The sequence below is a fragment of the Sphingobacterium sp. UBA5996 genome, assembly GCF_002429765.1.
GTDB lineage: Bacteria > Bacteroidota > Bacteroidia > Sphingobacteriales > Sphingobacteriaceae > Sphingobacterium.
Genome location: NZ_DJAS01000017.1, coordinates 205,129 through 227,356, shown reverse-complemented (window position 1 = coordinate 227,356; position 22,228 = coordinate 205,129). Strand labels below are relative to the sequence as shown.

The following is a 22,228-nucleotide window of genomic DNA, read 5'->3' as shown; positions in this document are numbered from 1 at the left end:
CAGAAGCTCTGGTTGGTTCCCGGGCTTTTAAAAGACTTCCAATCTGTGATCGAAACTCCAAAGTTGATGTCATACATTTGCATTATCCGGTAACAATGAAGAACAGGCTGTACACCGGTATGATTTAACTTTGATAAACTTCGTTTTCCATAGCTGAAAGTATGTCAGCCAGTTCTGCTATTTCCATTTCGTTGAGGGACTGAATAGGGCTTTTAAAACCACCTCCACCTACTTCGAGCAAATCCAGACCTGCCTTTATGGAACGTGGTAAACCTTTGGCGACAATAAATTTCAGCAGCTCAATCTGCTGGTAGAAAACTGTTCTCGCCCGGTCCAGATGATTTTTCTCAATGGCGTCATAAAGTGCTATGTTGAGTTCAGGTATCAGATTAGGCGCAGCGGTACACCAACCTCGTGCACCTGCAGAAAAAGCGGCCAAAGCCAGCGGATTCGAACCATTGAAAAAAGCTACTTCTTCGCCTAATACCATTCTCAAATAGTACATTCGCTGAATATCTCCAGTGCTTTCCTTAATCATCGTGACGTTTGGAATGTCCAGTAAACGTTTCAACAATGTAGGCGACATATCCACGCCACCCGTAGCCGGATTGTTATATGCCATAATAGGGATAGAAATTTTGGACGCTACTTTGTCGTAGTGGTTTACAATTTCGTCATCGGTAAGTTTCCAATAGCTCATTGGAATAATCATTACGGCTGTTGCTCCTGCTTTTTCGGCAAACTTTGCATGATAAACGGTTCGCTCTGTTGTAAGGTTTGAAACCCCTACCAGTGTAGGCAATCTGCCTGCCACCTGTTGCATCGTCGCTTCGGTAATGGCTTCTTTTTCACCATCATTCAGATAAGGCATCACGCCAGTACTCCCCAAGGGAGCAATACCGTGTACACCAGCTGTCACTAATCGCTCTACCTGCTTTTTGAACAAGGGAATATCGATGTGCTCGTTGCTGTCAAAGGGTGTAATGGGATAGGCAATCACACCTTTAAATGGTACTGTGCTCATTATGTAAATTTCATTTTAAAGTTAAAAATCTCTTCCTTCTTCTTCACGGAGTGCTACTCCAAGGTTTTGAAGTTGTGGGGCATTTTCGCAGGCAATATACTTTGCTGGTTGGCTATCGTTCAGATTTTGGTGCTGATGCCACGCCCACGATGGAATGTAAACAGCATCACCTGCTTCCCATTCCACAATTTCATCTTCAACTTTTGTCCACCCCTTACCTTCGAGCACATACAAAACGGTCTCATAGGTATGGCGATGTAGATGCGTTTTCTGTCCAGGCAATAATCCACCGATAGTCATACTTACATTTTTACTTGGCAGATCCACAAAGAATACCGGATGTTTTCTCTCCTCCGAAAATTGATGATGTACCCCAGCGTTCTCTACATTTTTGTGGATAACATGCGAAGGCTTTACATAGGTTGGCCGGGCAAATGTTTGATGAAAATCTTTTGAACTGAATTGTTTTTGCTCGTCATGAATAGATTTCTTTACTTCTGTAGCTGTTTCTAATTTTGCCATTACTGAAATATGATTTGTTTTTTGCACTATTGCATGACAAAAGTATTGTATCTTTGGACTGTATTAATGATGCAGTTTTTACAAAAATTGATAGTCCAGATGTTACGCGATTGGAAGTTTGAAATACAATTAGATGAGAAATTGGATAAGGCCATTTATCTACAAATTGCCGATGCTTTAATAAAAGATATCCATTCGGGACGACTAAATCCTGGGGATGCTTTACCCGGAAGCAGAAACTTGGCACAACTATTAAAAGTCAATAGAAATACGGTTGTAGAAGCGCTAAGTGTACTGCTGATTGAAGGCTGGCTGGTTTCTAAGGAACGACAAGGGACATTTGTTGCTGATACATTGCCTAATTTTAAAGATGTACACAGTAGTGATGAATTAACCGCGACTATACAGCGTACTGCAAACCAGCATTATCATCTGCGGTTTGATGATGGGCATCCAGATACTAAAATTGCTCCTATTGGTGAGCTGGCTCGCGCTTATCGTCAAATTTTCAATCAAAAAGCCAAGTGGCAGATGATGGGCTATGGCAATGAATTTGGAGATTTTGAATTTCGTAAAACAATTGTTCAAATGCTCAATCATCAAAGGGGAATGCGGGTAAACGAACATCATATCTGCATCACAAGGGGAAGTCAAATGGCGATGTACCTCACTTCACAATGTCTTTTTACCAAAGGCGACTATGTGATGATAGAAAATCCTGGTTACAAACCCGCATGGGAAGCATTTGAACATGCAGGGGCCACGCTGCTGCCGGTTAATGTAGATCACAACGGCTTAATGATAGAAGAGGTCAGTCACTATCTGAAAACTTATAAAAAAATAAAGGCTATTTACGTAACCCCGCACCATCAATACCCGACGACGGCAACCCTGAGTTTAAAGAGAAGATTGGAATTAATACAGCTTTCCAACACCTATGGTTTTACTATTATTGAAGATGATTATGATAATGAGTTTCATTTCGGATACCGTCCGCTGTTGCCTTTGTCAAGTTTTACAGAACTAAAAAACTATGTATATATCGGTACGCTAAGCAAGGTAGTAGCGCCCGCATTGCGTATTGGCTATCTGGTAAGCAATAACGGTGACTTAATTAAAAATGCGGGCAGCCTGCGAAAAATAATTGATGTGCAGGGAGACGGTATTATGGAGCAGGCAGTGTTACAACTTATTAAAGATGGTACGATTAAACGTCATATCAAAAAGGCAAGCCATTATTACAAATCCAAGAGGGATTTTATGGCGGGGCTGTTAAACAAACATTTCGCCGACAAAGCGACATTTACTTTCCCCGAAGGTGGTTTAGCATTTTGGATAGTGCCCCATAAGGCCGTCGATTGGTCGTATGTCGCAGGAAAATTAGACAGCGTAGGAATTCAAATCATTCTACCAAATACCTATAGCTTCGATAAACGGGTAAAAGGCATCCGGTTAGGTTATGGATCTCTATCGGAAAAAGAATTAGAAGAAGGAATTATCGCATTGTCGAAGGTGCTATAGGCAGATAGTCTCAATTGTAAACAATTTAAACTAACTTTGCTTTAAAAAGATCTTTATTTCAGTCCCTTGTCCAGGTTCACTGATTAAGTCTATCTTGCCACCCGCCTGTTTGACAATAGTATTTACCAGGTAGAGGCCCACTCCGGATCCATCAACCAATTTGGTAGCCCGCGTAAATTTCTCAAAAATTGTTTCCTTATCCTTAGCTCCCATACCGATCCCATTATCCTTAACAGATACAACGATATAGTCACCCGCTATGAATGATCTCACGAGAATTTCCGGAGGGCGTGTCTCTGGGGTATATTTCACCGCATTATTGATCAAATTATAGAGCACGCTGCGCAGCTTACGTCGTACAAAATAAAATTCCGAAACCGCTAAATCCTGATGAATAATCGCATCGGTCTCTATAAGCTGCTGTGCTAAACTCAAACGTACGTCCTCCAAAATATTAGGAAGATCTACCAATTCAGATGATGCCTGATACTTTTGCTTCTCCCACCGACTTTCGGTAAGATCGTGAATTATCTTTTTTATTTCTATCAAGCTTTTTTCATGATTTTGCATTAAAGGCAAGAATTTCTCGGAATTTCTATCCTTTACTTCCTTCATCAACCCAAATGTAAGATTGAGTACCAATAATGGATTTTTGATATCATGGGCAATCGTATCTAGCAGCAACTCATGTTCCAAAACGAGCCGTTCTTGTTCCTTAAGATCTCTCACCCTCGGAGTAATATCGACAAATGTTATAATCACACCGTTTGTCCGGTTCTCTTTACGAACATGATAAGGGAGTATATTCATCTGATACCACCTTAAATCTGTTGTCTGTATCTCTTTCTCCAGGATTTTACCGGTTGCCATAACAGTGTTTATATTATTGATAAAAGTCGGAAACCGAAAATTTCCCCTTATGTTTTCAAGGGACATTCCTATAAACTCTGGCTTAAGATCAAACTGCTTCATCGCTGGCGGAGTAAACTTCCTTAAAATTAAGTCCGCATCCACAAATAATTGTGGGATGATGGTATTGCTAAAATAATTTTCCAGGTCTTCGTTGAGTTGAGTTAAGTCGTTAATTTTATTGTCTTTATTCATAGAAGCACATTATATTTTACCCATAAAAACAAGCTAAAATAAATATTGTTTTGACTTACCCACCTATACAAAAGCTGATAAAAGTCCATTTAAACGTCTCAACAGCATTTAGTGAACAACATTTTATTCAGAAGCAGGCTAGGAAAATTTACTTTTTCATTTTTCCAATAGCTGCTATTTTTACTGGTTGTCCATACAGAGCTATATGGAGATTTCAATGAGTTTTTCAGCCCTTTACCAATTTTTAGACACTCTCGGTCTTATGGATAGTTGAACTGCGCCTTACCATAAACGTCATTCTGATATCTGATAACGCCACTTCGTCAATAATCTCAAAACCTTTTTTCCTATAAATTTTTACATTCAATGGATTAGCAGTTTCCAGATATACATCTCTTCCAGAATTTTCGGCCTCAGTCAAAACAGGATCTAATAATCCTTTAGCCAATCCTTTCCCCTGCCCCGAAGGCATTACACCGATACATGCCAAATATAGATATGGCTTTTGATTATCTATATGCGCATCCTTAAGTTTTAGCAGTTTAAGTGATCGAAAAACTGTCGAAGGTCCCATGTAGAGTAAGAACTTTAAGTTTCTAACTATTTGTGCAGCTGTTACACGCGTTTTGTTTTGAGATTGCCACAGTGCTACAGCATTTCTAGTCGGATCAATAAATATTTCACCGTTAGTGAATGTTTCTTCAACTATATAATTTGCCAGAAAATAAATCTTTTTTTCGAAGTTTCTTTTTCCAATCATCCACCTAAAGCAAGGATCGTTTACAAATGAACTACATATAACCTCTACCACGCGCGCAGCATCTGTCTTATTTGCTTTCTTATTTTTCATAAATACAAAAAACTGAAATTAAACCACCAATAAACATGACAATTGTCAATAAAATCAGTAGACAGCGGTACTCTATAATTCGCGTCTAAATTTTGCCTCGAATCCTGCTCAATGTTTCCACTTTAACTCCGATATAAGATGCTATATATCGGATACTCACGGTGGCAATTAATTGTGGATAATGATCCATCAAAAATTGATATCGCTCCAAAGCCGTTGTATGCTGAATAAATCGCAAACGTTCATCTAAAAGAAGAGCGTAGGCAATAATTAGCTTTCTCTCCAACTCCAATAAAATTGTATTGTCTTTTTTCAACTTATCAAAATCAGCTACAGAAATACGATAAACCGTCACTGGGCTAAGAGCCTTAATATAGTCGGTACTTTTGATTTTGAATACGGCTGTTCTAAAATCAGCTACGATATCTCCAGGAAAGGTGAAGCTTGTAACAACTTCTTCCGTATCTCTTATATAATAGTTCACTAAGATTCCTGTCTCCACCACATAATAATACAAATTGCGCTGTCCGGGTGATAACAATAAGGTGTTCTTTGGAAATTTGACCAGCTCAACAAAATCAGCGATCTGATCATCTATCGCGGTCTTCAGATCTTTCAGTACGGAGGTTGCATAGTTATTGTAAAGCATCATATGTATATATAAATAATATGGACGAGTAACCACATATGAAGCAAATAAAACGAAAAAGTTCTAAAGTCAGCTTATATAATTATCGATCATTTACCATCACGCAGCAGCGACCGTTCTATGGTGTCATAAATAAATTTAAAACCCATACGCCTAATTTTCTCGTCACTGACGCGCGAACCTTGCAGCAGCATGACAGCCATATCGCCATATAATAGTTTTAACATAAATCCAGGGACATTAGGCAAAAGGCTTGTTTTAGCAAACGATCTCAGCAATACGTAAGAAAAATCATTCATAGTAATATGTTGAGGAGCAACAGCATTATAAACACCTCGGGCATCCTCTTGATGGATTATAAACTCGTAGATACGCCCCAAATCACGAATGTCGATCCAAGGGAGGTATTGCTTCCCATTGCCTACTGACACATTGATACCAAGTCTTGCCAACGGCGCAAGCTTAGCATACATACCTCCCTCTTTACCCAAGACAATACCTTTTCGCAATATAACAGTTTTGACGCCCAAGCTTTCAAACTGCCGAGCAGCCTTCTCCCATAATTTACAGATGTGGGCCAGAAAATCACTGCCGCTATTAGCATCTTCCGAAAATAGGGTATCGGTTGTACATGCACCATAATACCCAACTGCCGATGATGAAATGATTTTATCAATCGCAATAGCATGATGTTCGATGTATTTGTAAAGTAAATTCAGTGACAACACCCGGCTTTCGATCAGGTCCAAACGGCGTTTAGTTGTCCATCGTCCGGCGCTTATATTTTCACCAGTCAAATTAATGATGGTATCTACTCCCTCAAAAGCCTTTATATCGATGTAGCTCTTTTCTAAATCCCACTCAAAAAACTTTGTTCCGCTCTGCTCAGATTCCGCTAGAGCCTTACGTGTTAAGACGTGTACCTCATAACCAAGCTGTGTGAGGTGGGAAACGAGATAACCACCTACAAAACCAGTCCCTCCTGCGATTAAGATCTTCTTCATATACTAGCTTGTTTTAGCCTCTGTATTACCTGAGGAAGCGCGGCTTTGAACCAATAGGTATAACGTGTCGGATGAGCAGAAATATCCGTCAAAATTTGATCAACCGAACACCATTTAAAATCAGCGGCCTCTGCTGGATTGAGTATTGGATCAGTATCGATACATCCTATGAATACATGGTCATACTCATGTTCAATCAAATTATTTTCGACTTTAGCATGATAGATAAAGGCGAAAGAGAAACTTAATTCGCAAGTGATGCCCATTTCAAAAAAAAGCCGCTCTTGAGCACTATCTAAAACGTCCTCCCCAACCTGCGGATGCGAGCAACATGTGTTTGTCCAAAGCCCCCCACCATGATATTTATCCAACGCCCGTTGCTGCAGCAGTAGCTCTCCGCTACTGTTAAAAATAAATATTGAAAAAGCCCGATGCAATAGCCCTTCCTTATGAGCAGCAAGCTTATCCATCTGACCGATTTGTTGATCATTTTTATCTACAAGGACAACATGATTTCTATCCATAGTTTTGTAATTTAAGAGACAAGGAATATCCGCCTCTAAATTCATATTTCAATTTATAAATACGCTATTTTGTACCGTACATAACTCTTGACCGCAACCAAGGCCTTTTGAAGATTCGGTATCCGAATCCGATTTTCTAAAATTTCTTTTGAAGATTTTCTACGAATCTTGGCAAAAAGTGATAGATAATATTTGTAAGCTAAATAAACCCCAAACTTTGCAGATGCGGGCAGTTTTTTTATTCCCAAAAGCGCTTCCTTTAATTCATTGTGAATTTCATGCTCAATCTGACTTTTGATTGCGTTATTAAAAACTGTCATATCCAAGTTAGGAAAATACGTCCTTCCAAGAATATGATAGTCCTGTTTGAGATCACGTAAAAAGTTTATTTTCTGAAATGCAGATCCGAGTTTCATGGCGTAGGGTTTCAGTTCTTCATACTGCGCTCTGTCTCCCTCGGTAAAAACTTGCAAACACATGAGTCCCACAGCTTCTGCCGAGCCATAGATATATTCCCTATAACGTTCGTCATTGTAATCGATCTTAGTCAGATCCATCTCCATACTGTGAAGAAATTGACGAATCAGCTCAGTATCTACTGCATACCTATGTACTGTTTCCTGAAAGGATTGTAATATGGGATTCAAGGAAATTTTCTCTTCTAAAGCACAGTTTGTATCTAAATATAAGCGTCCCAAAAGGCGCTTCTTATCATAACCGTGAAAACTATCTACAATTTCATCTGCAAGCCTCACATAGCCGTAGATTGCATAAATACTATTACGAATGCAGGGTTTTAGTGCCAAGATACCGAGTGAAAAGCTGGTACTATATTTTTCGGTAGTTCTTTTGCTTACTTCATAAGCGAGTTCATCAAATAGTTTCTTCATGGTCCAATAATTTATGATCTGACTAGACGCTCGATTGAGTAATACAAGATCAATAAGCCGCTTTCATTTCACCTAGCTACCTCTGTATGTGGAATATCCAAATGGACTTACCGTGATTGGAACATGGTAGTGTTTATCGTCTTTTATCTCAAAAATGACTTCAATAAAAGGATAAAAGGTTTCGAGGTTTTGACTGACAAAATAATTTTCTGTATAGAATTTAAGTTTATATATCCCTTTATTATCACTCTTTCCAACTACTAAAAAATTACCAATACGACCGTTACTATCCGTTTTTTCACTGGCTAGAGTAATCCATTCCTTATTTGGCATTAGTCTTTCCAAATCAACTTTGACATTTGGTGCGGGACTTCCTTTGGAAATATCCAAAATGTGACTCGACAATTGATATTTATTATTCTGGCAATACGCTGTAAATCCAAACAACATACAAAACAGGATGATAAAATATTTGTTTATATTCATATCTATTTATTTAATATCTCTTTTCTTTCATTACTTAACTTATTTACCTAAAATAAGGTTTGATCAATTCTTACTCCCTCATAATTAATGTCCAATACTCCTTTTCTTACTCCACTCGATTTACAGCCTGTAGTGAAGGGCATCATCCGCTATCGGGATGCTCAGTTCAACCTAAATAGATTATAAATATACTATTATTGTTTAAATAAATTTAGAATACCTTATTTTAAGTTTAAAAACAAACTAAAAACAAGAGATGACGCTAAACCCGATATCTTGTAATCCTAATTTTCCTATTTATTGTCATGCTCTAAATATAAAGCCACTGATGCTACTTAGAAATGGTATAAGCTTCATTGAATTTTACCACCATTTTTTTAGTAACCATAAAAAAATTATTTAAAATCTTCCACCAAATATAGTTCATTTAAACTCTATTTTAGTATTAAAAAATACTAAAATAGAAAAAAAAAATAGCAGTGAAATAATTGAAGATAATTAATTTAGCTAATACATCGGTATAAAAAGACGGTTGAGCACAATCAATAGGTATTTAATAATCAACACATTGCGCAAAGATAACACATTGCACGAAGATTAAGCTAAAGAATGCTTTTTCAAATAAAAAAAGATTAGGCTTAGCCTAATCTTTTTTTAAATATTGTTCGAGGTCGTTCACGTCTTTCTTTTCAATCAGGGTATGATGATGATGATCAAGCTTTGCAAGCAATATGATCAATAAATCACGTTCTTTATTGGAAAGATTTCCAACTAATATATTACCTACAATTTTCATTTTAGGCAGCACCTTAAATAATTCGGCACGCCCAGCATTGGAAATACATATTGGTTTAGCTCTTTTATCAGAGACTTTGGGTGCCTCTTCAATTAAACCAAGACGCATTAATCTCCGAATCACTTCAGTACCGGAGGCCTTTTCGACTGCATTTTTTCGAATCAGTTCTGTTTGCAGAAGTTTGTCATAAGAAAATAGCACCATTAAGAAGGTAAAGTCTTCTGGAGACTGTAGATGAGTTCCTTCGAATGCCAATTTAATATAATGTTTGGCATAACGGTTCATCATCAAAAGAAGTTTTCCTAAATCTTCTGCTGGAACGTCCCTATCTTCTACCACTGCATGGTCTCCCCCTACTTTCCGTGTTTGAGTCATCCCAATTGAATTTTTGAGATACATGTATTTTAGGAAATCATCAAGTGTGCCATTTGCTGATTCATTGGTGCAGTAATCTTCAAGCTCTTCAGCTATTTCGATCAAAAGATCTTTTCTTATCATCACGACTTTCTCTTCTTTACAAATGAAAGAATTTTTATTGCGAAAAAAAAATTAAAAGGTACGTGCAGCTATTGTAACCATCAGCAAATTGGCGTGCTCGTTTAATCTTCCACTCGCTTTTCACCTATAACGATGTCGCCAACAATAGATCTTAAATAGCCTTCATATGCGATATTCAAGCCCTCAATAATTACTGGATCGTGTGCGTCAATATCACCCAGTATTTGCTTATCATCATAGCTATTTCCAACAATTGCTAAGGAACAATGTTCGCTTTGTATTGGAAAAAGTCCGACACCTATGATTTCCTCTCCAAATGTAACAAACCAAGTTTCTTCACTATGGTCTGTCGTTGTGTTTGGTATATGTATGGCCTGCTTCAGGTCTGCACATTTAATCAGATCAAAATTCATTTTCTTTATCTATTTTACATAGATAGACAGCTTGAAATGGAATATTGTTTTTTAAAACCGGACAATATATTGCCGTATTCGATCTTGGAAGTGATCACTTACAGGAAGTTGCTAGGGCTACAATGAGGTTGCAGCCCTAGCAACTGGATAAAAATTTGTCGGCACTGATGCTGTTTTATAGCATCAATGAAAACTATTTTGCAAAAATTTCAGCTAGTTTTTTATCTAACTCTTCACCACGCAAATATTTAGCAATAATTTTTCCATTTGGATCAACCAGAAAATTCATGGGAATAGCCTTGACATCATACATGGCCCCTGCTTCATTTTCCCATCCCTTAAGATCCCCCACCTGTTTCCAAGTCAGTCCATCATCTTGAATAGCTTTTAACCATTTCGCTTTATCCGCGGCTTTATCCATGGAAACTCCTAGAATTTCAAAGCCTTGTTTCTGGTATTTCGCATACGCTTTTACTAAATTTGGATTTTCACGACGGCAAGGTGCACACCAAGATGCCCAAAAATCAATCAGGACATACTTTCCACGGTAGTCCGATAACTTGACCGGTTTACCATCAACATCGGGCTGTGTAAAATCTTGTGCTTCTACTCCTTCGCTCGTTTTTTTGACCAGAGCAATACGCTTAGCAAGGTCTTTCCCAAGAATAGAGTTTTGTAAGCTCGGATCTAATGTGCTAAATATTTTTTCGGCTTTGACAGCGTCAAACTCGGGTGGTAATGTTGAGTTAAATGCCATCAAGGCCATATAGCTTTTTGGATTTTTGGAAACATAGTCCAACTTTGCATCGATTGTCTGTTGCTGTATCACATTAGCACGATCTTCCAATGTTTTAATGTATTTGGGGTCTTGCTGATCTGCAAGCGATTTGGACTTATATTCATTTTCCAATACCTGATACTGGTCATAAATCGGCTTTAGCATAGCATTTACCCGATCATTTTCTGCATTCAAAGGAGATCCAGTTATCTTTGCATGTCGTATAGAATCTGCCGCCGCGAATTTGATTGTTGTTCCTTCTATCAAAAAAGGCAATATATCTTGCTTTGGTGGTTTCGCTGGATCGAAAGGGGCATTATCGTGAATGATACGTAAATGCGCTTCCATCGGTGACGGAATAGTTCCTTTAAATTCAAATTTTCCATTTTTCATTTCAACAGAATCAATCTTTTCTTTTCCTTCGTAGCTCAGACGAAGATAGGCTTTTGCAGGTTTATCTAATTTGCCCACTGTACCTTGCAGCGTATAATTTTGCTGCGCATATCCCATCGCTGGCAATATACAGGCCAATGCGAGGGTCCATTTTATATTTCTCATATTCATTCAGTATTTATTCTACTATTTAAAATTTATTTTGACACGTTTTCAGTACCTTTTTTTAAGGTTTGCCCAACAATGCCCGTTTGTAATAATTGTTTATAAAGCTTTTCGTCACGAAGGACAAGTAGGGCGTCTTGGAAACTCTTATTCGATTCATTTCTGATGCGCGCCATATAATCCCCACCGGTATAAAGTAGTGAGGCAACCTGCGCTTTAAATTCTATGTCGATGGCAGCATGGGCACTTTGATGATCTTCTGGAGGTATAGCAATAGACTGCTTACGTGCTGCTGAAATCAGCTGTCTATGCACTTCTTTAGGCACATTAAATCGAGAATTAAATGCGGTAAAGTCTGGATAAGCATTCAGTAACGCGCGACGATTCTGCTGTACAAATTCAAATCCACCTTTGGCAACAATCCCATTGTTCATGAACTGTGCCATCCAGGTGCTATATAGATTTGTGTCGATGGGCACAAATCGGTCTGGCATGATGCCTCCGCCGCCATACACGGTTCTTTTATTAGTCAATGTGCTGTACTTTAAAGAATCTGGAAAAGAAATATGTCCTGCTTCCAATAATTCCTTAGAGGCCATACGGCGATTAAAATCCTGGAAATAATCTTCCTTTCCTTTGGTATAGGGCTTCTGAATTGACCGTCCGGATGGAGTATAGTAGCGGGCTCCTGTTAGATTCATTTCTGAACCGTCAGACAATGGAACGGGTTTCTGCATGAGGCCTTTTCCAAAACTGCGCCGACCGATGACCACTGCGCGATCCCAGTCCTGAAGTGCTCCTGTAACGATTTCACTGGCTGAAGCTGTGGATTCGTCAATTAGGACGACCAATTCCCCTTCGTAAAATTGACCATAACCGCCAGTGAAGTAGTAATCTTTTCCGCCTTGGTTAGGTACGGAATAAAAAACAATTTTCTCTTTGGGTAAAAATTCATCTGCGACACCAATAGCGGATTGCACATAGCCGCCACCATTACTCTGCAGGTCCAGGATCAATTTTTTCATTCCCTGGCTTTTGAGGCTCTTTAAAGCAGCGTCTATTTCCTGACGCGTGGTCTGATTGAAAATTGAAAGTGCAATATAGCCAATTTCCTTGTCGACCATATAGCTTTCACGAACGGATTTCTCCAGTATATTTTCGCGTACTATGCTTATATTTTTGCTGTCAGTGCTTCCCGGCGACACGATTGTCAACACAACCGGTACATCTTTTTCCCCACGCAATTTTTCCATAATCTCACGGTTCCCCCATTTTTCCCCAACGATGCTATCGCCATCAATGCCGAGGATTTGGTCACCAACACGGATTCCTGCACGCATGGCTGGACCATCTGGATTAACTTTTGTTACGAAGGTCTGTTCATTATTTTTTAGAAACTGAATGCCAATTCCAGCAAAACTTCCACTCATGACCACACGCATTTGCTCGGCTTCCTCACGACTCGTATAACGTGAATGAGGATCTAAATCCGAAATCATTGCTTTGATCGCGGCATCTACCAAATGTTCTTCATTTACCTGGTCGACATAATTCTGCTGAATAAGCTTCAGTGCCTCCTCAAATTTATATTTTGGATTCATCTGAGCCTGTAAAGACAGTCCCAGACCGAGCATTCCGACGAGTAAGCTTGTTGCTTTACTATTCATAGTGTATCTTGGTTTAATAGTCTATTTTTCGTTTTTAAGGATTTCAATAGCAAGGGATAGTTCATCCATCAATTTACTCGGACTTCCCGAATAACCTCCTGAGCAATAGCGCACACGACCGTTTTTAACAATGATCTTCCGTGGAATGGAAGAGTCGCCGAACAATGGAACCAATTGTCTAAATAGTACATCTTGTTCTTTAGTTACTGGATTGACGGAATCGTGTAAGAGATTGAAACGGAAACCTTCACTACGAACATAGTTGACTGACTTATCTTTATAATTTCCGGTCTGCATGGTACCCAGCATATATATCGCAACCTGTTTGTCCTGTGCATATTTATCGACTAAAAGCTGCATTCCGGGGAATGCCATGATACATGGTCGACACCAAGTCGCCCAGAAATCCACTACCACAATTTTGTCTTTCCAGTCTTCTGGCGTAATAAATAGCCCGTCAGCGGTTTCTAAACGAAAATTAGGCATCGGGTGATTGACCCAGTTATGATCAACATAGGCTTGCAATGCGGCTTTTTCTTCATCAGATTTTAATCCCGCCAGATAAGTTTGATAACCACTTTCATCATTGGGGTGTCCTTTTAAGTAAATTGATTTAAGCTTGTCAAACATCCGCGGCGTCATTGCATTGTATCGCGCGCTCATTTCCAGTAAAGGCAGGATTTGCTTATCATCGCCAAGCCCTTCTAAAACCTGAAGATTAATTTCATTCAGTTCGGCATTATTGTATTTAGCATCTTCGGAGAGCAGCGTAAAGTATTTCCGTGCTTCTGTATATTTTTTGAGATCATTTAACAAGGAGATATGGGTAAAGAGACGGTCATTCAAGTTTTTAACCACATTGGAATCTGCCTGTGCCTGATTTTCAAAGTCAACCTGATAAGAATTGTCCTTTCGTCGAGCTATCAATTTGGGAAAAACAGCTTCGGAAACTTGATAAAGACTATCTTTTCCTACTGTCTTAAACATGTAAGCACGCATAATATTCCATCGCATCAACTCATTTCCTGTGCGGAAATCGATATCATCGTAAAGCTTAGCAAATTTGTCTAGCCGCTTAGTATCGAAATAAGCCGAACCTAACCCTCGGTAAACCGCATAATAGATAAATCCCTGACCATTTGGACTTTGTTTCCATTGCTGAAGGGGGAAATCCTTCAAAAAATTTTCATATATATTGATTACCTCGTCGTTAGTGGGATTGCCGACCATTGTATTACGATAAGCGATGAATCGCGCTGTCGCTCCCTTCGGATAATCAGCATTTACGCGCTGCTCAATTAACTGCGTTAATTCCTTATCTTGTAAACCTGCGCTACCAAAAGAATAGAGCTGACCAAGTACATCCTCCGTAAGGTCTTTTTGTGCCAATTGAGTCATAATGAGTTTCTTAGCGTAAGCATTAAAAGCATCACCTAAAGCCAATTTTTGTAAGTTCATAAAAGACTGAAAATAGCGGAGGTATTGCTTTCCGGACAAGGCAAACTCTTTATCAGCCAAGCTTTTGAGGTATTCTGCAGGCATCGCTGCGGGCTGGTTGCCATAATAAGTGAAAATTCCACCTGCTGCTATGGTGGGCTGTTGGAAGGCAGCCTCTCCAAGAAAGGCTCCCGGTACTGCTTTTCCTTTTGCATCACTTAAAGCTACCGCATAGCCTCGATCCTGATTGTTATCTATTACGTCGGGATGATCAAATTCGCCCTGATAGAATTTTACAGCAATAAAAGCCGTTGTCGGTTTGACAGGTAGCACTACTGTCCATAGCCCTGCTGCATTTTTTTGCATGGGAAGACTAATTTGCCTCCATGAAAAATCTTCGAAGAGAAAACAGGCCGCATTTATTGCATCGCTAAATTCAAGATCTTTATCCTTGGCATCGTATAGCACTTGAACAGGTTCAGATGTTCTAGGTTTGGCTGGTTTAAAAACACTGCTGTCAAATCGAGGCTGTGCATATGACACAGCCTGAACAAACAACAGCACTAAAAAAATAAATTCTTTTTTCATCTTATATTATTTTACATTGGTCTTTGACCTATTTCTGGATTGAGCTGTAAATATTTATTTGCTACCGGATATACATAGCTAGCACTATTAATTTTGAGTGTATACTCTTGATTTATAAATTGTCTTTTAAATTCTTTCGCCAATTTAGCATCAAGATTGAACCGACGCATATCCAGCCAGCGTAAACCTGTTCCGAAAAACTCCCGTCGGCGTTCATCCACGATGATTTGTAACGCCTGGTCTGCTGAGGTTGCCGATAACGGTGTAAAATCCTGTTGCTTGAATCGCTTTGCGCGCAGCTTGTTGACAAATTCCATTGCGGTCGCTGTATTTCCTTTTCGCGCCTCAACTTCGGCTTTGATAAGTAACATCTCTGGAACAGAAGGTCCAGCATTAGGAGCACCGACCATCACGCTCATTTTTTTTGAGCGCAATGCGCCACTTGGCATCTGACCAGTACCAGCTTGCATATAAACTGTACGTCGAAGATCTTTGGTATCAAAAAGAGAAACAAGCTCGGGATTTAATTGTTGATCAATCATTTGTCCAACCTGTTTTAAAAAATAGGTTTCAGGATGATTGAACGGAAGGGGGTATCCAGATGCCGATGTCGCGAACTGTTGTAAATCTAAAAGTGTTGCATTGTATTGGAGGGCTACATCCGCATGCGTCGCTGCTAAATCGAAATTACGCATATGAAGATGTACAATGGCCAACAAAGCTTCTACAGCAGCTTTATTCGGATGTCTATTATTGCTTGCCGTTGTCGGAATATCAACTAATGCTTCGTTTAAATCTTGAAGTATCTGCGCATACACCTGGGCGAGCGATGCTCGCTTTAGCGAAGCAAATAAATCAGGTTGTAAAAGCAGGGGTACCCCCAATGCATTTCCGGCAGTCTTTGGGTCATAAATGTCTCCATAAAGATTAGCCAACACAAAATAAGCATAAGCTCTTTGGATTTTCGCTTCTGCCAAGAGTGCACGCTTCTCCTTCTCTAAACCATCCTCGCTTTGCATCACGCCAGCAATGACTTCATTGGCCGTATAAATTTGTTTATAAGGTCTTGACCAGTTCAGATCTTCTGTATTATCCGGCACAAGTTGCGAGGACCAAATATAAGGCCACGCGATACTTTCAATTTGTTGTTGTTGGTATGCCAGATTAGCAAAAGTGATATCGTCACTAGATAATATCGGTGTACTAAAAGTAGGCGAAAATACCGTTGTATTATTTAAGAGATAAGCATAATCTGTAGTATACTTTAATTCCCTACGGTTATACTGTTCAACTTCCACATATTTACGGCAGCCCTGCATAACGGCTGTCAGCGCAAAAATCGATGCAAAAAAAATATATTTGGTTTTCATGCTGTTTATTTTTTAAAAGGTGGCGTCAATGGTTAAGAAAAAATTCTTGGTAGGCGGCAAATTATTATAGCTATTCGTGCGTACATAAAGGGGATCAATACCTAGTTTATTTGCTTTCCAAAGAATGCCTAAATTTCGTACGGCAGCGTTTACACCGACAGATTTAAACGGCGTACGCTTAAGTGAAGTTGACGGTACGCTATATCCCAACGATATCTGTTGAAAACGTATATGGCTAGCATCAATAACCATTAGCTCGGAATCTCTAAACCTGTTGAAGCTATTTGTATTTATGTTTTTTAAGCCCGGAACATTTGTTGTTGCTTCATCACCCGGATTTCGCCAACGCGCTGTCTGCATCTTGTTTGTGTTAAGCACACCATAGAAAGTTCCTTGGTATTGTGGATAATTACCAAATGTTTCCAGACGTTTGACATTTCCAAGATCGTAGGTTATGCGAAAGCCAAGATTAATACCTTTATATGAAAATGTATTCATAAAACCACCAAAGTAAGGCGCCGTTTTACGTCCCATATACACGAGATCTTCACGGACAAATACATTGCGTCCCCCTTGCGTACTCTTTACGATGTCACCGTTGGCTTTGGCAATTTGTGACTGTCCCGTCTCATCGAGCCCCCCCCACTTATAGGCATATAGATAATCCAAGGGCATCCCTTCTAAAATCGAACCATTGATGTAGTTACTAATGTCTGTTGCTATTAAGCGTGAATCCGTAACTTTGTTGGTGTTGTAGGAAAAGTTAAGGGTGGAGCTCCATCGAAAGTCTTTCTTGCGAATGATAAGTCCCTGTATACCCAGATCGATTCCATTAGATTGCATTGTTCCGCCATTAAATTGGAGGTCTGTCCATCCATATGTCGCATTATAAGGAAAAGTGTACAGGATATCACGTGTGTGTTTTTTATAAAGATCAAATGCGATGTTTAATCTGTTATTGATCAAACTGATATCAAGTCCGTAATTTTGCGTATATACCTTTTCCCATCCAACCTCAGGGTTTCGCGGTTGCGATATTGATGCCGGTATTTCACCGGTTGCATAATCAGCCCCTTCGACGTTGATGATGGTAACATTCGATCCACCTTGTGGAACGGTACCACCGACACCATAGGTAATACGAAGGTTCAGCGCATTTAGCCAATCGACTTCTTGCATAAAACGTTCGGACTTGATATTCCATTTGGCCCCAGCAGACCAGATTGGTTTAGCTCGCTTCGATCTTGAAATACCAACCAACGTAAGATCGTCAAAACGTGCACTTGCAGACAAAATGTACCTATCTTTAAGAAATGATAATGCTCCATTGGAGTAATAAGACATCTTGCGTAGGTTAGCTCTGCTAATGCCATCTGACCCCGTAATCGACTGCTGCCAGCCCTCTATCCCCATGAAGCTACCAAGCTGATTATACGGAGCGATTGAATAGGTATCTTCATTAAAGCCATATCCCGTTTGTGATGAGCTAAAGCCTGTTTGAGAACTAATCTCTGCTCCTGCGAGAAGATTTAAATTAACGAAGTCACCCCACGTCTTATTGACATTACCTTGCAAGCGAATATTATACTGTGTGGCATTTTGGTCTCGCAATGCGATTCTCCCGCCCTGTACGAAATTTTTGGTGAACGTATTATTTTGGAAATCAACAGTAGAATAATAATTTAAAAAGTCACGCATTGAATAACTTTTTAATTCGTCAAGATTTCGACTGTTTGCAATGGTACGTTGAAGCATACCTGACAGGCTGATGTTCGCCCAGCTAGTCACTTTGGCGTTGAGATCAGCATTAATTCTTATGCGATTGTCTGCAGTGGTATATTTGTTGTAGTCCAGTTCATCTATTGGACTATAGGTCCAGTCATACAACCCAATCTCTTTTAGATTTGCTGCTACAGACTCTGTAAAACGCAATGATCGCCGATTTCTACTTCCATCGGGATTAACCAATAATTCATATGGCCTTAATCCCTCAGTCGAATTGCCAATGGCGTTTGCCGCAACTTGGTTAGCAACAGTATTCGTATAATTATAATTCAATCCCGTTGTCAAACTTAATCGTTGATTTAAAAAGTTTGTCGATAAAGTTGAATTCATAAAAAAGGACTGGGCCTGATTGGAACGGAATACGGGAACATCCTTTGCGTAGCTGCCCGAGAACGCATACGTTGTCCTTCCATTTCCGCCTGAGAGGGAAAGGTTGTGCTGTTGGGTCACTGCATTCTGTAGCAGGTATTTCCGAATTTGGCTGGTATTGTCAATTTGACCTAAACGATCGAGCTGTTTAGCCAACTCATCATCGCTAATCAATCCCTTTTTATTTTTATACATCCATTGAACCGCTTCACTAGCAGGCTTATTGGTATTAAAAGGTTGCCATGACGAATTCCAATCTTCCGGATCAGCTATCCAGCCATAATCGAACATTTCCTTTTCAAAATCAATATACTGCGCAGTGGTCATCCGATCCAAGCTATTAAGATCTGCTGGAGCTGAAATACTGAGGCTGGTATTATAAGAGATGACGGGTTCGCCTACACGTCCTTTTTTTGTTTCAATGACGATAACACCATTTGCCGCCTGCGCCCCCCATATGGAAGCTGCTGCCGCATCTTTAAGTACGGTAATACTTTCAATATCTGCCGGATTTAAACGACTCAATATGGAATTGTTGGCAAATTGCGTGGTATTTTTTACCAAGTCCTGATCGATTGCGGGAAAGCCATCTATGACAATAAGTGGACGCTTAGAATCGCCATCTGTATTGAAGGTGTTTACTCCTCTGACGGTGATTGAATTCTTCACCGGGTCAACCTGTACGCCAGGAATCATGCCTGCAATGCGATCCAAAAGATTAATGGAAGGCACTTCCTTCAACTGTTTAGCGGTAATTTGGCCAAAAGCCCCAGTTGCACGTTCTTTTGCAATTTTTTGGTATCCTGTCGACACAACTTCAACCTCATCCAGTTGATTGTTAACCGAGCCCAGGGTGACATTGATCTGTGTATCGCTGCCGATGACCTTTCGGGTAGGCTCCATACCAACATAAGAAAAAATGATTGCTTCTGCTGGATCCTTTAGGCGCAGGGTATAGCTTCCGTCGCTACTGGTGGTTACACCCGACCGTACGGCGTAGCCATCCGGTATCACAGTAACACCAGCAAGTGCTGTTCCGTTGTTATCTTTAACCTTACCCGTAATGACTTTCCAGAAGCGGTCGTCTCCATCATTGTCTCGTTTGCCCCGCGAATCTTTTATAATCGTGAAGTAATTGTTCTGTACATAAAGAAACAAGAAGTTATTTGGATAAAGAAGTTCTTTTAACACGGTCTCCACAGGAAGCCTTTTGTTTTTCGGAATATGCTCACTGTTGACAAAGGCATCCCGGATCAAGCCCTCTTCATAGGAAAATTTAGTTCCATAGATTCGGGTAACTTCGCTAAGAGCCTGACTGAGACTAGCTCTTTTTTGCGCAAAACTACCCGTGGTACTCAACAGGCAGACTATAGGCACAAGTAATTTAGTTTTCATAAATTTCGATTGATTAATTTTCGTTTTTTAATTAGGTTTTATTATTATTTGTTTGTTTTTCATTTCGATGTTTACATTCATAGTATGTTTGATAACAAAGAGGATGTCATCTATTTTTTTAAGTGGTATAACACCTGTAAATCGCTTATTGAGCAATGTTGGATCTTCTACTACAACTTGATAGCCATAGTTATCTTCCAATACATCTACAATATTTGCTAAGCTGTTATGTTCAATACTGAGTTCACCGCGCGTCCAGGATAGCACCCTATTCGCATCGTTAGTAACAACCTGATTTGCTTTTGCCGATGTATCATAGACGAAAGTCTCCCCTGGTTTTAGTATACGATCTTCACCGTTTTGTCCCTGAATACGGACGCTTCCCTCAAATAGAGCCACTTCGATACGTCCACGACGGTCTTTCACATTAAACTTTGTCCCCAACACAGTCAATGAAAGATCCCCCACGTGCACAACAAAGAAGTCGCTTTCGCGCAGACGGTTTTTAATGGCAGTATGTTTTACCTCAAACATGCCTTCTCCTTCAAGCCAAACTTCGCGCGGTTTATCCGTTTTCCAACTGCGGACGAATGAAATGTGAGAGTTACTATTTAGTCTGATGATAGAAGAATCCGGAAGGGAAAGTCGACGTTGTTCACCGAAGGCCGTATTGGTCTCTTTAGTCCCAAATTGGCTAACATCATATGCCACCACAATAAATAACAAGATGGCTGCTGCAGATGCTGTCCACCGGAATAAAGTGCGTACAATCCGACTACGTTGTTTTTTGCTTTCGTAGATTGGAATTTGTGCTTGAATCCTCGCCCAGCGCTCGTCACTACTTAAGGTACTTTGTGCAGTGGTCTGATTCTGGATCAATAAGGCCCATGTTTTGGCGAGAGCCATTTCGTCTGAAAGATGTGGATAATGAAGACTAAGTTCAGACCAAAAATCGGTTAAGGTAGCTTCCGGCATTAGCACTGCCAGCACAAAATCCTCATCCGCAAAAAAATCTGTTGCCTTATAATCTTTATATTTTGATAATCGAGAGTTCATACTGTTTTATATAGGTTACACCTCTCGACAGAATTTTACCCCAATAAATTATATTTTTTTTAAAAAAAACAGACTTACCCAGTCAAATCATCATTAAACAGCGCTAATGCTGACTATGATTGTAAATACTATCTATTATTTATTTCGGAAAAACTTGCAGATAGGTGAAAGATTTAGTGATAACGCAGCTCGTTAAGTATATGGAGTAGTACCAATAAACCAAAAGTGCCAAAATGTTTCCTCAAACTTTCCAATGCCCTGTAGTACAATTTATAAGTATCTTTGGTCGAAAGACCCATAATTTCGGCAATTTCGTCATACGGCAACTCTTCAAAAAAGCGCAGGTGGATAACTTCTCGTTGACGTGTGGTCATCTGCTGCAGCGCTTGATCCAGCTTATCTCTTACCTCTTGGGCACGTTCCTGACGGATCATACTGAGATCATGAGGTAGTTCGATGGTAAAGGGCAAATAATCAAGGGATGAGTGAGCAATATCCGCCCTTCGCATGGATTGTTCTATTTTCTTGATCAGTGTGCGCCGGAATGCCTTAAACAGATAATTTTTCACCGCGACATCTACACTTAAAGTTTCCCTATTGCACCATAGTTTAACAAATAGCTCTTGAATGCTATCTTCGATGATTTCTTCGTCTTGCGTAAATTTAAATCCATAATTGAACAACAGGTGGTTGTAGCGTTCAAAAAGTATTTTGAACGAAGGTTCATGTCCAACTTGAAACATTTGCCAAATCTGTTGATCAGAGTTCATTTATAAATTTGAGCCGTTTTTGCTTTTCAGTTTAAGTAGATAAAATTTAATTCAAATCTAGCAATTTTTTTCGATCAATCTAATCATTGATTAGATATGCATAGGCAATACTAGGTATACAAAAATAAGAAATACATATTACATCAGTACGCAATCAGGTAAACATGCCCCTAT

Annotated in this window: 19 protein-coding genes; 1 reads left to right on the top strand and 18 read right to left on the bottom strand. The window is 39.6% G+C overall.

Going from position 1 to position 22,228, the window contains the following annotated elements; all coding sequences use genetic code 11:
- Positions 1-124 precede the first annotated feature (124 nt).
- Together B3E00_RS13900 and B3E00_RS13895 are read right to left on the bottom strand one after the other, a co-directional pair.
- Positions 125-1,024 carry a dihydrodipicolinate synthase family protein gene (locus B3E00_RS13900; RefSeq protein WP_293938909.1) on the bottom strand — a complete coding sequence of 300 codons (900 nt, stop codon included), beginning with the start codon at positions 1,022-1,024 and terminating at the stop codon, positions 125-127.
- A 21-nt stretch (positions 1,025-1,045) separates the two neighbouring features.
- Complete coding sequence (locus B3E00_RS13895) at positions 1,046-1,546, bottom strand: cupin domain-containing protein (RefSeq protein WP_293884847.1); 501 nt, start codon at positions 1,544-1,546, stop codon at positions 1,046-1,048.
- A gap of 33 nt (positions 1,547-1,579) precedes the next feature.
- On the opposite strand from B3E00_RS13895, the gene B3E00_RS13890 reads away from it, so the two are divergent.
- Entirely contained in the window at positions 1,580-3,067 is a 1,488-nt protein-coding gene (locus tag B3E00_RS13890; protein ID WP_293938907.1) for a PLP-dependent aminotransferase family protein, read from the top strand.
- A gap of 30 nt (positions 3,068-3,097) precedes the next feature.
- Here B3E00_RS13890 and B3E00_RS13885 read toward each other — a convergent pair whose 3' ends face one another.
- The 16 genes from B3E00_RS13885 to B3E00_RS13810 all read right to left on the bottom strand — a co-directional run bounded on the left by B3E00_RS13885 (position 3,098) and on the right by B3E00_RS13810 (position 22,054).
- Entirely contained in the window at positions 3,098-4,171 is a 1,074-nt protein-coding gene (locus B3E00_RS13885) for an ATP-binding protein (protein WP_293889528.1), read from the bottom strand.
- A 244-nt stretch (positions 4,172-4,415) separates the two neighbouring features.
- On the bottom strand, positions 4,416-5,021 hold the full coding sequence (locus B3E00_RS13880) for a GNAT family N-acetyltransferase (RefSeq protein WP_293938905.1): 606 nt from the start codon (positions 5,019-5,021) through the stop codon (positions 4,416-4,418).
- A gap of 85 nt (positions 5,022-5,106) precedes the next feature.
- On the bottom strand, positions 5,107-5,673 hold the full coding sequence (locus B3E00_RS13875; RefSeq protein WP_293938904.1) for a Crp/Fnr family transcriptional regulator: 567 nt from the start codon (positions 5,671-5,673) through the stop codon (positions 5,107-5,109).
- 86 nt (positions 5,674-5,759) lie between these two features.
- The gene (locus B3E00_RS13870) at positions 5,760-6,674 is read right to left on the bottom strand and encodes a TIGR01777 family oxidoreductase (protein ID WP_293938902.1); all 915 of its coding nucleotides are present in this window, start codon (positions 6,672-6,674) and stop codon (positions 5,760-5,762) included.
- Positions 6,671-7,198 carry an isopentenyl-diphosphate Delta-isomerase gene (idi, locus tag B3E00_RS13865; protein WP_293938901.1) on the bottom strand — a complete coding sequence of 176 codons (528 nt, stop codon included), beginning with the start codon at positions 7,196-7,198 and terminating at the stop codon, positions 6,671-6,673. The genes B3E00_RS13870 and idi overlap by 4 nt, the downstream gene beginning before the upstream one ends.
- Positions 7,199-7,251: 53 nt before the next feature.
- Positions 7,252-8,088 carry a phytoene/squalene synthase family protein gene (locus tag B3E00_RS13860; RefSeq protein WP_293938900.1) on the bottom strand — a complete coding sequence of 279 codons (837 nt, stop codon included), beginning with the start codon at positions 8,086-8,088 and terminating at the stop codon, positions 7,252-7,254.
- 72 nt (positions 8,089-8,160) lie between these two features.
- Complete coding sequence (gene uraH / locus B3E00_RS13855; protein WP_293884839.1) at positions 8,161-8,574, bottom strand: hydroxyisourate hydrolase; 414 nt, start codon at positions 8,572-8,574, stop codon at positions 8,161-8,163.
- Positions 8,575-9,217: 643 nt separating this feature from the next.
- Positions 9,218-9,868: a MarR family winged helix-turn-helix transcriptional regulator gene (locus tag B3E00_RS13850; RefSeq protein ID WP_293889571.1), complete on the bottom strand. Its 651-nt coding sequence runs from the start codon at positions 9,866-9,868 to the stop codon at positions 9,218-9,220.
- Positions 9,869-9,969: 101 nt separating this feature from the next.
- Complete coding sequence (locus B3E00_RS13845; RefSeq protein WP_293884837.1) at positions 9,970-10,281, bottom strand: hypothetical protein; 312 nt, start codon at positions 10,279-10,281, stop codon at positions 9,970-9,972.
- 193 nt (positions 10,282-10,474) lie between these two features.
- On the bottom strand, positions 10,475-11,617 hold the full coding sequence (locus B3E00_RS13840; RefSeq protein ID WP_293884836.1) for a TlpA disulfide reductase family protein: 1,143 nt from the start codon (positions 11,615-11,617) through the stop codon (positions 10,475-10,477).
- 32 nt (positions 11,618-11,649) lie between these two features.
- Entirely contained in the window at positions 11,650-13,284 is a 1,635-nt protein-coding gene (locus B3E00_RS13835; protein ID WP_293884835.1) for a S41 family peptidase, read from the bottom strand.
- Positions 13,285-13,305: 21 nt separating this feature from the next.
- Positions 13,306-15,309: a TlpA family protein disulfide reductase gene (locus B3E00_RS13830; protein ID WP_293884834.1), complete on the bottom strand. Its 2,004-nt coding sequence runs from the start codon at positions 15,307-15,309 to the stop codon at positions 13,306-13,308.
- An 11-nt stretch (positions 15,310-15,320) separates the two neighbouring features.
- Positions 15,321-16,679 (bottom strand): RagB/SusD family nutrient uptake outer membrane protein, encoded by a 1,359-nt coding sequence (locus B3E00_RS13825; protein ID WP_293938898.1) that lies wholly within the window; start codon positions 16,677-16,679, stop codon positions 15,321-15,323.
- A 12-nt stretch (positions 16,680-16,691) separates the two neighbouring features.
- Positions 16,692-20,228 carry a SusC/RagA family TonB-linked outer membrane protein gene (locus B3E00_RS13820; RefSeq protein WP_293938896.1) on the bottom strand — a complete coding sequence of 1,179 codons (3,537 nt, stop codon included), beginning with the start codon at positions 20,226-20,228 and terminating at the stop codon, positions 16,692-16,694.
- A gap of 27 nt (positions 20,229-20,255) precedes the next feature.
- Complete coding sequence (locus B3E00_RS13815) at positions 20,256-21,284, bottom strand: FecR family protein (protein ID WP_293938895.1); 1,029 nt, start codon at positions 21,282-21,284, stop codon at positions 20,256-20,258.
- A 173-nt stretch (positions 21,285-21,457) separates the two neighbouring features.
- Positions 21,458-22,054: an RNA polymerase sigma factor gene (locus tag B3E00_RS13810; RefSeq protein WP_293884830.1), complete on the bottom strand. Its 597-nt coding sequence runs from the start codon at positions 22,052-22,054 to the stop codon at positions 21,458-21,460.
- Positions 22,055-22,228: the final 174 nt, after the last annotated feature.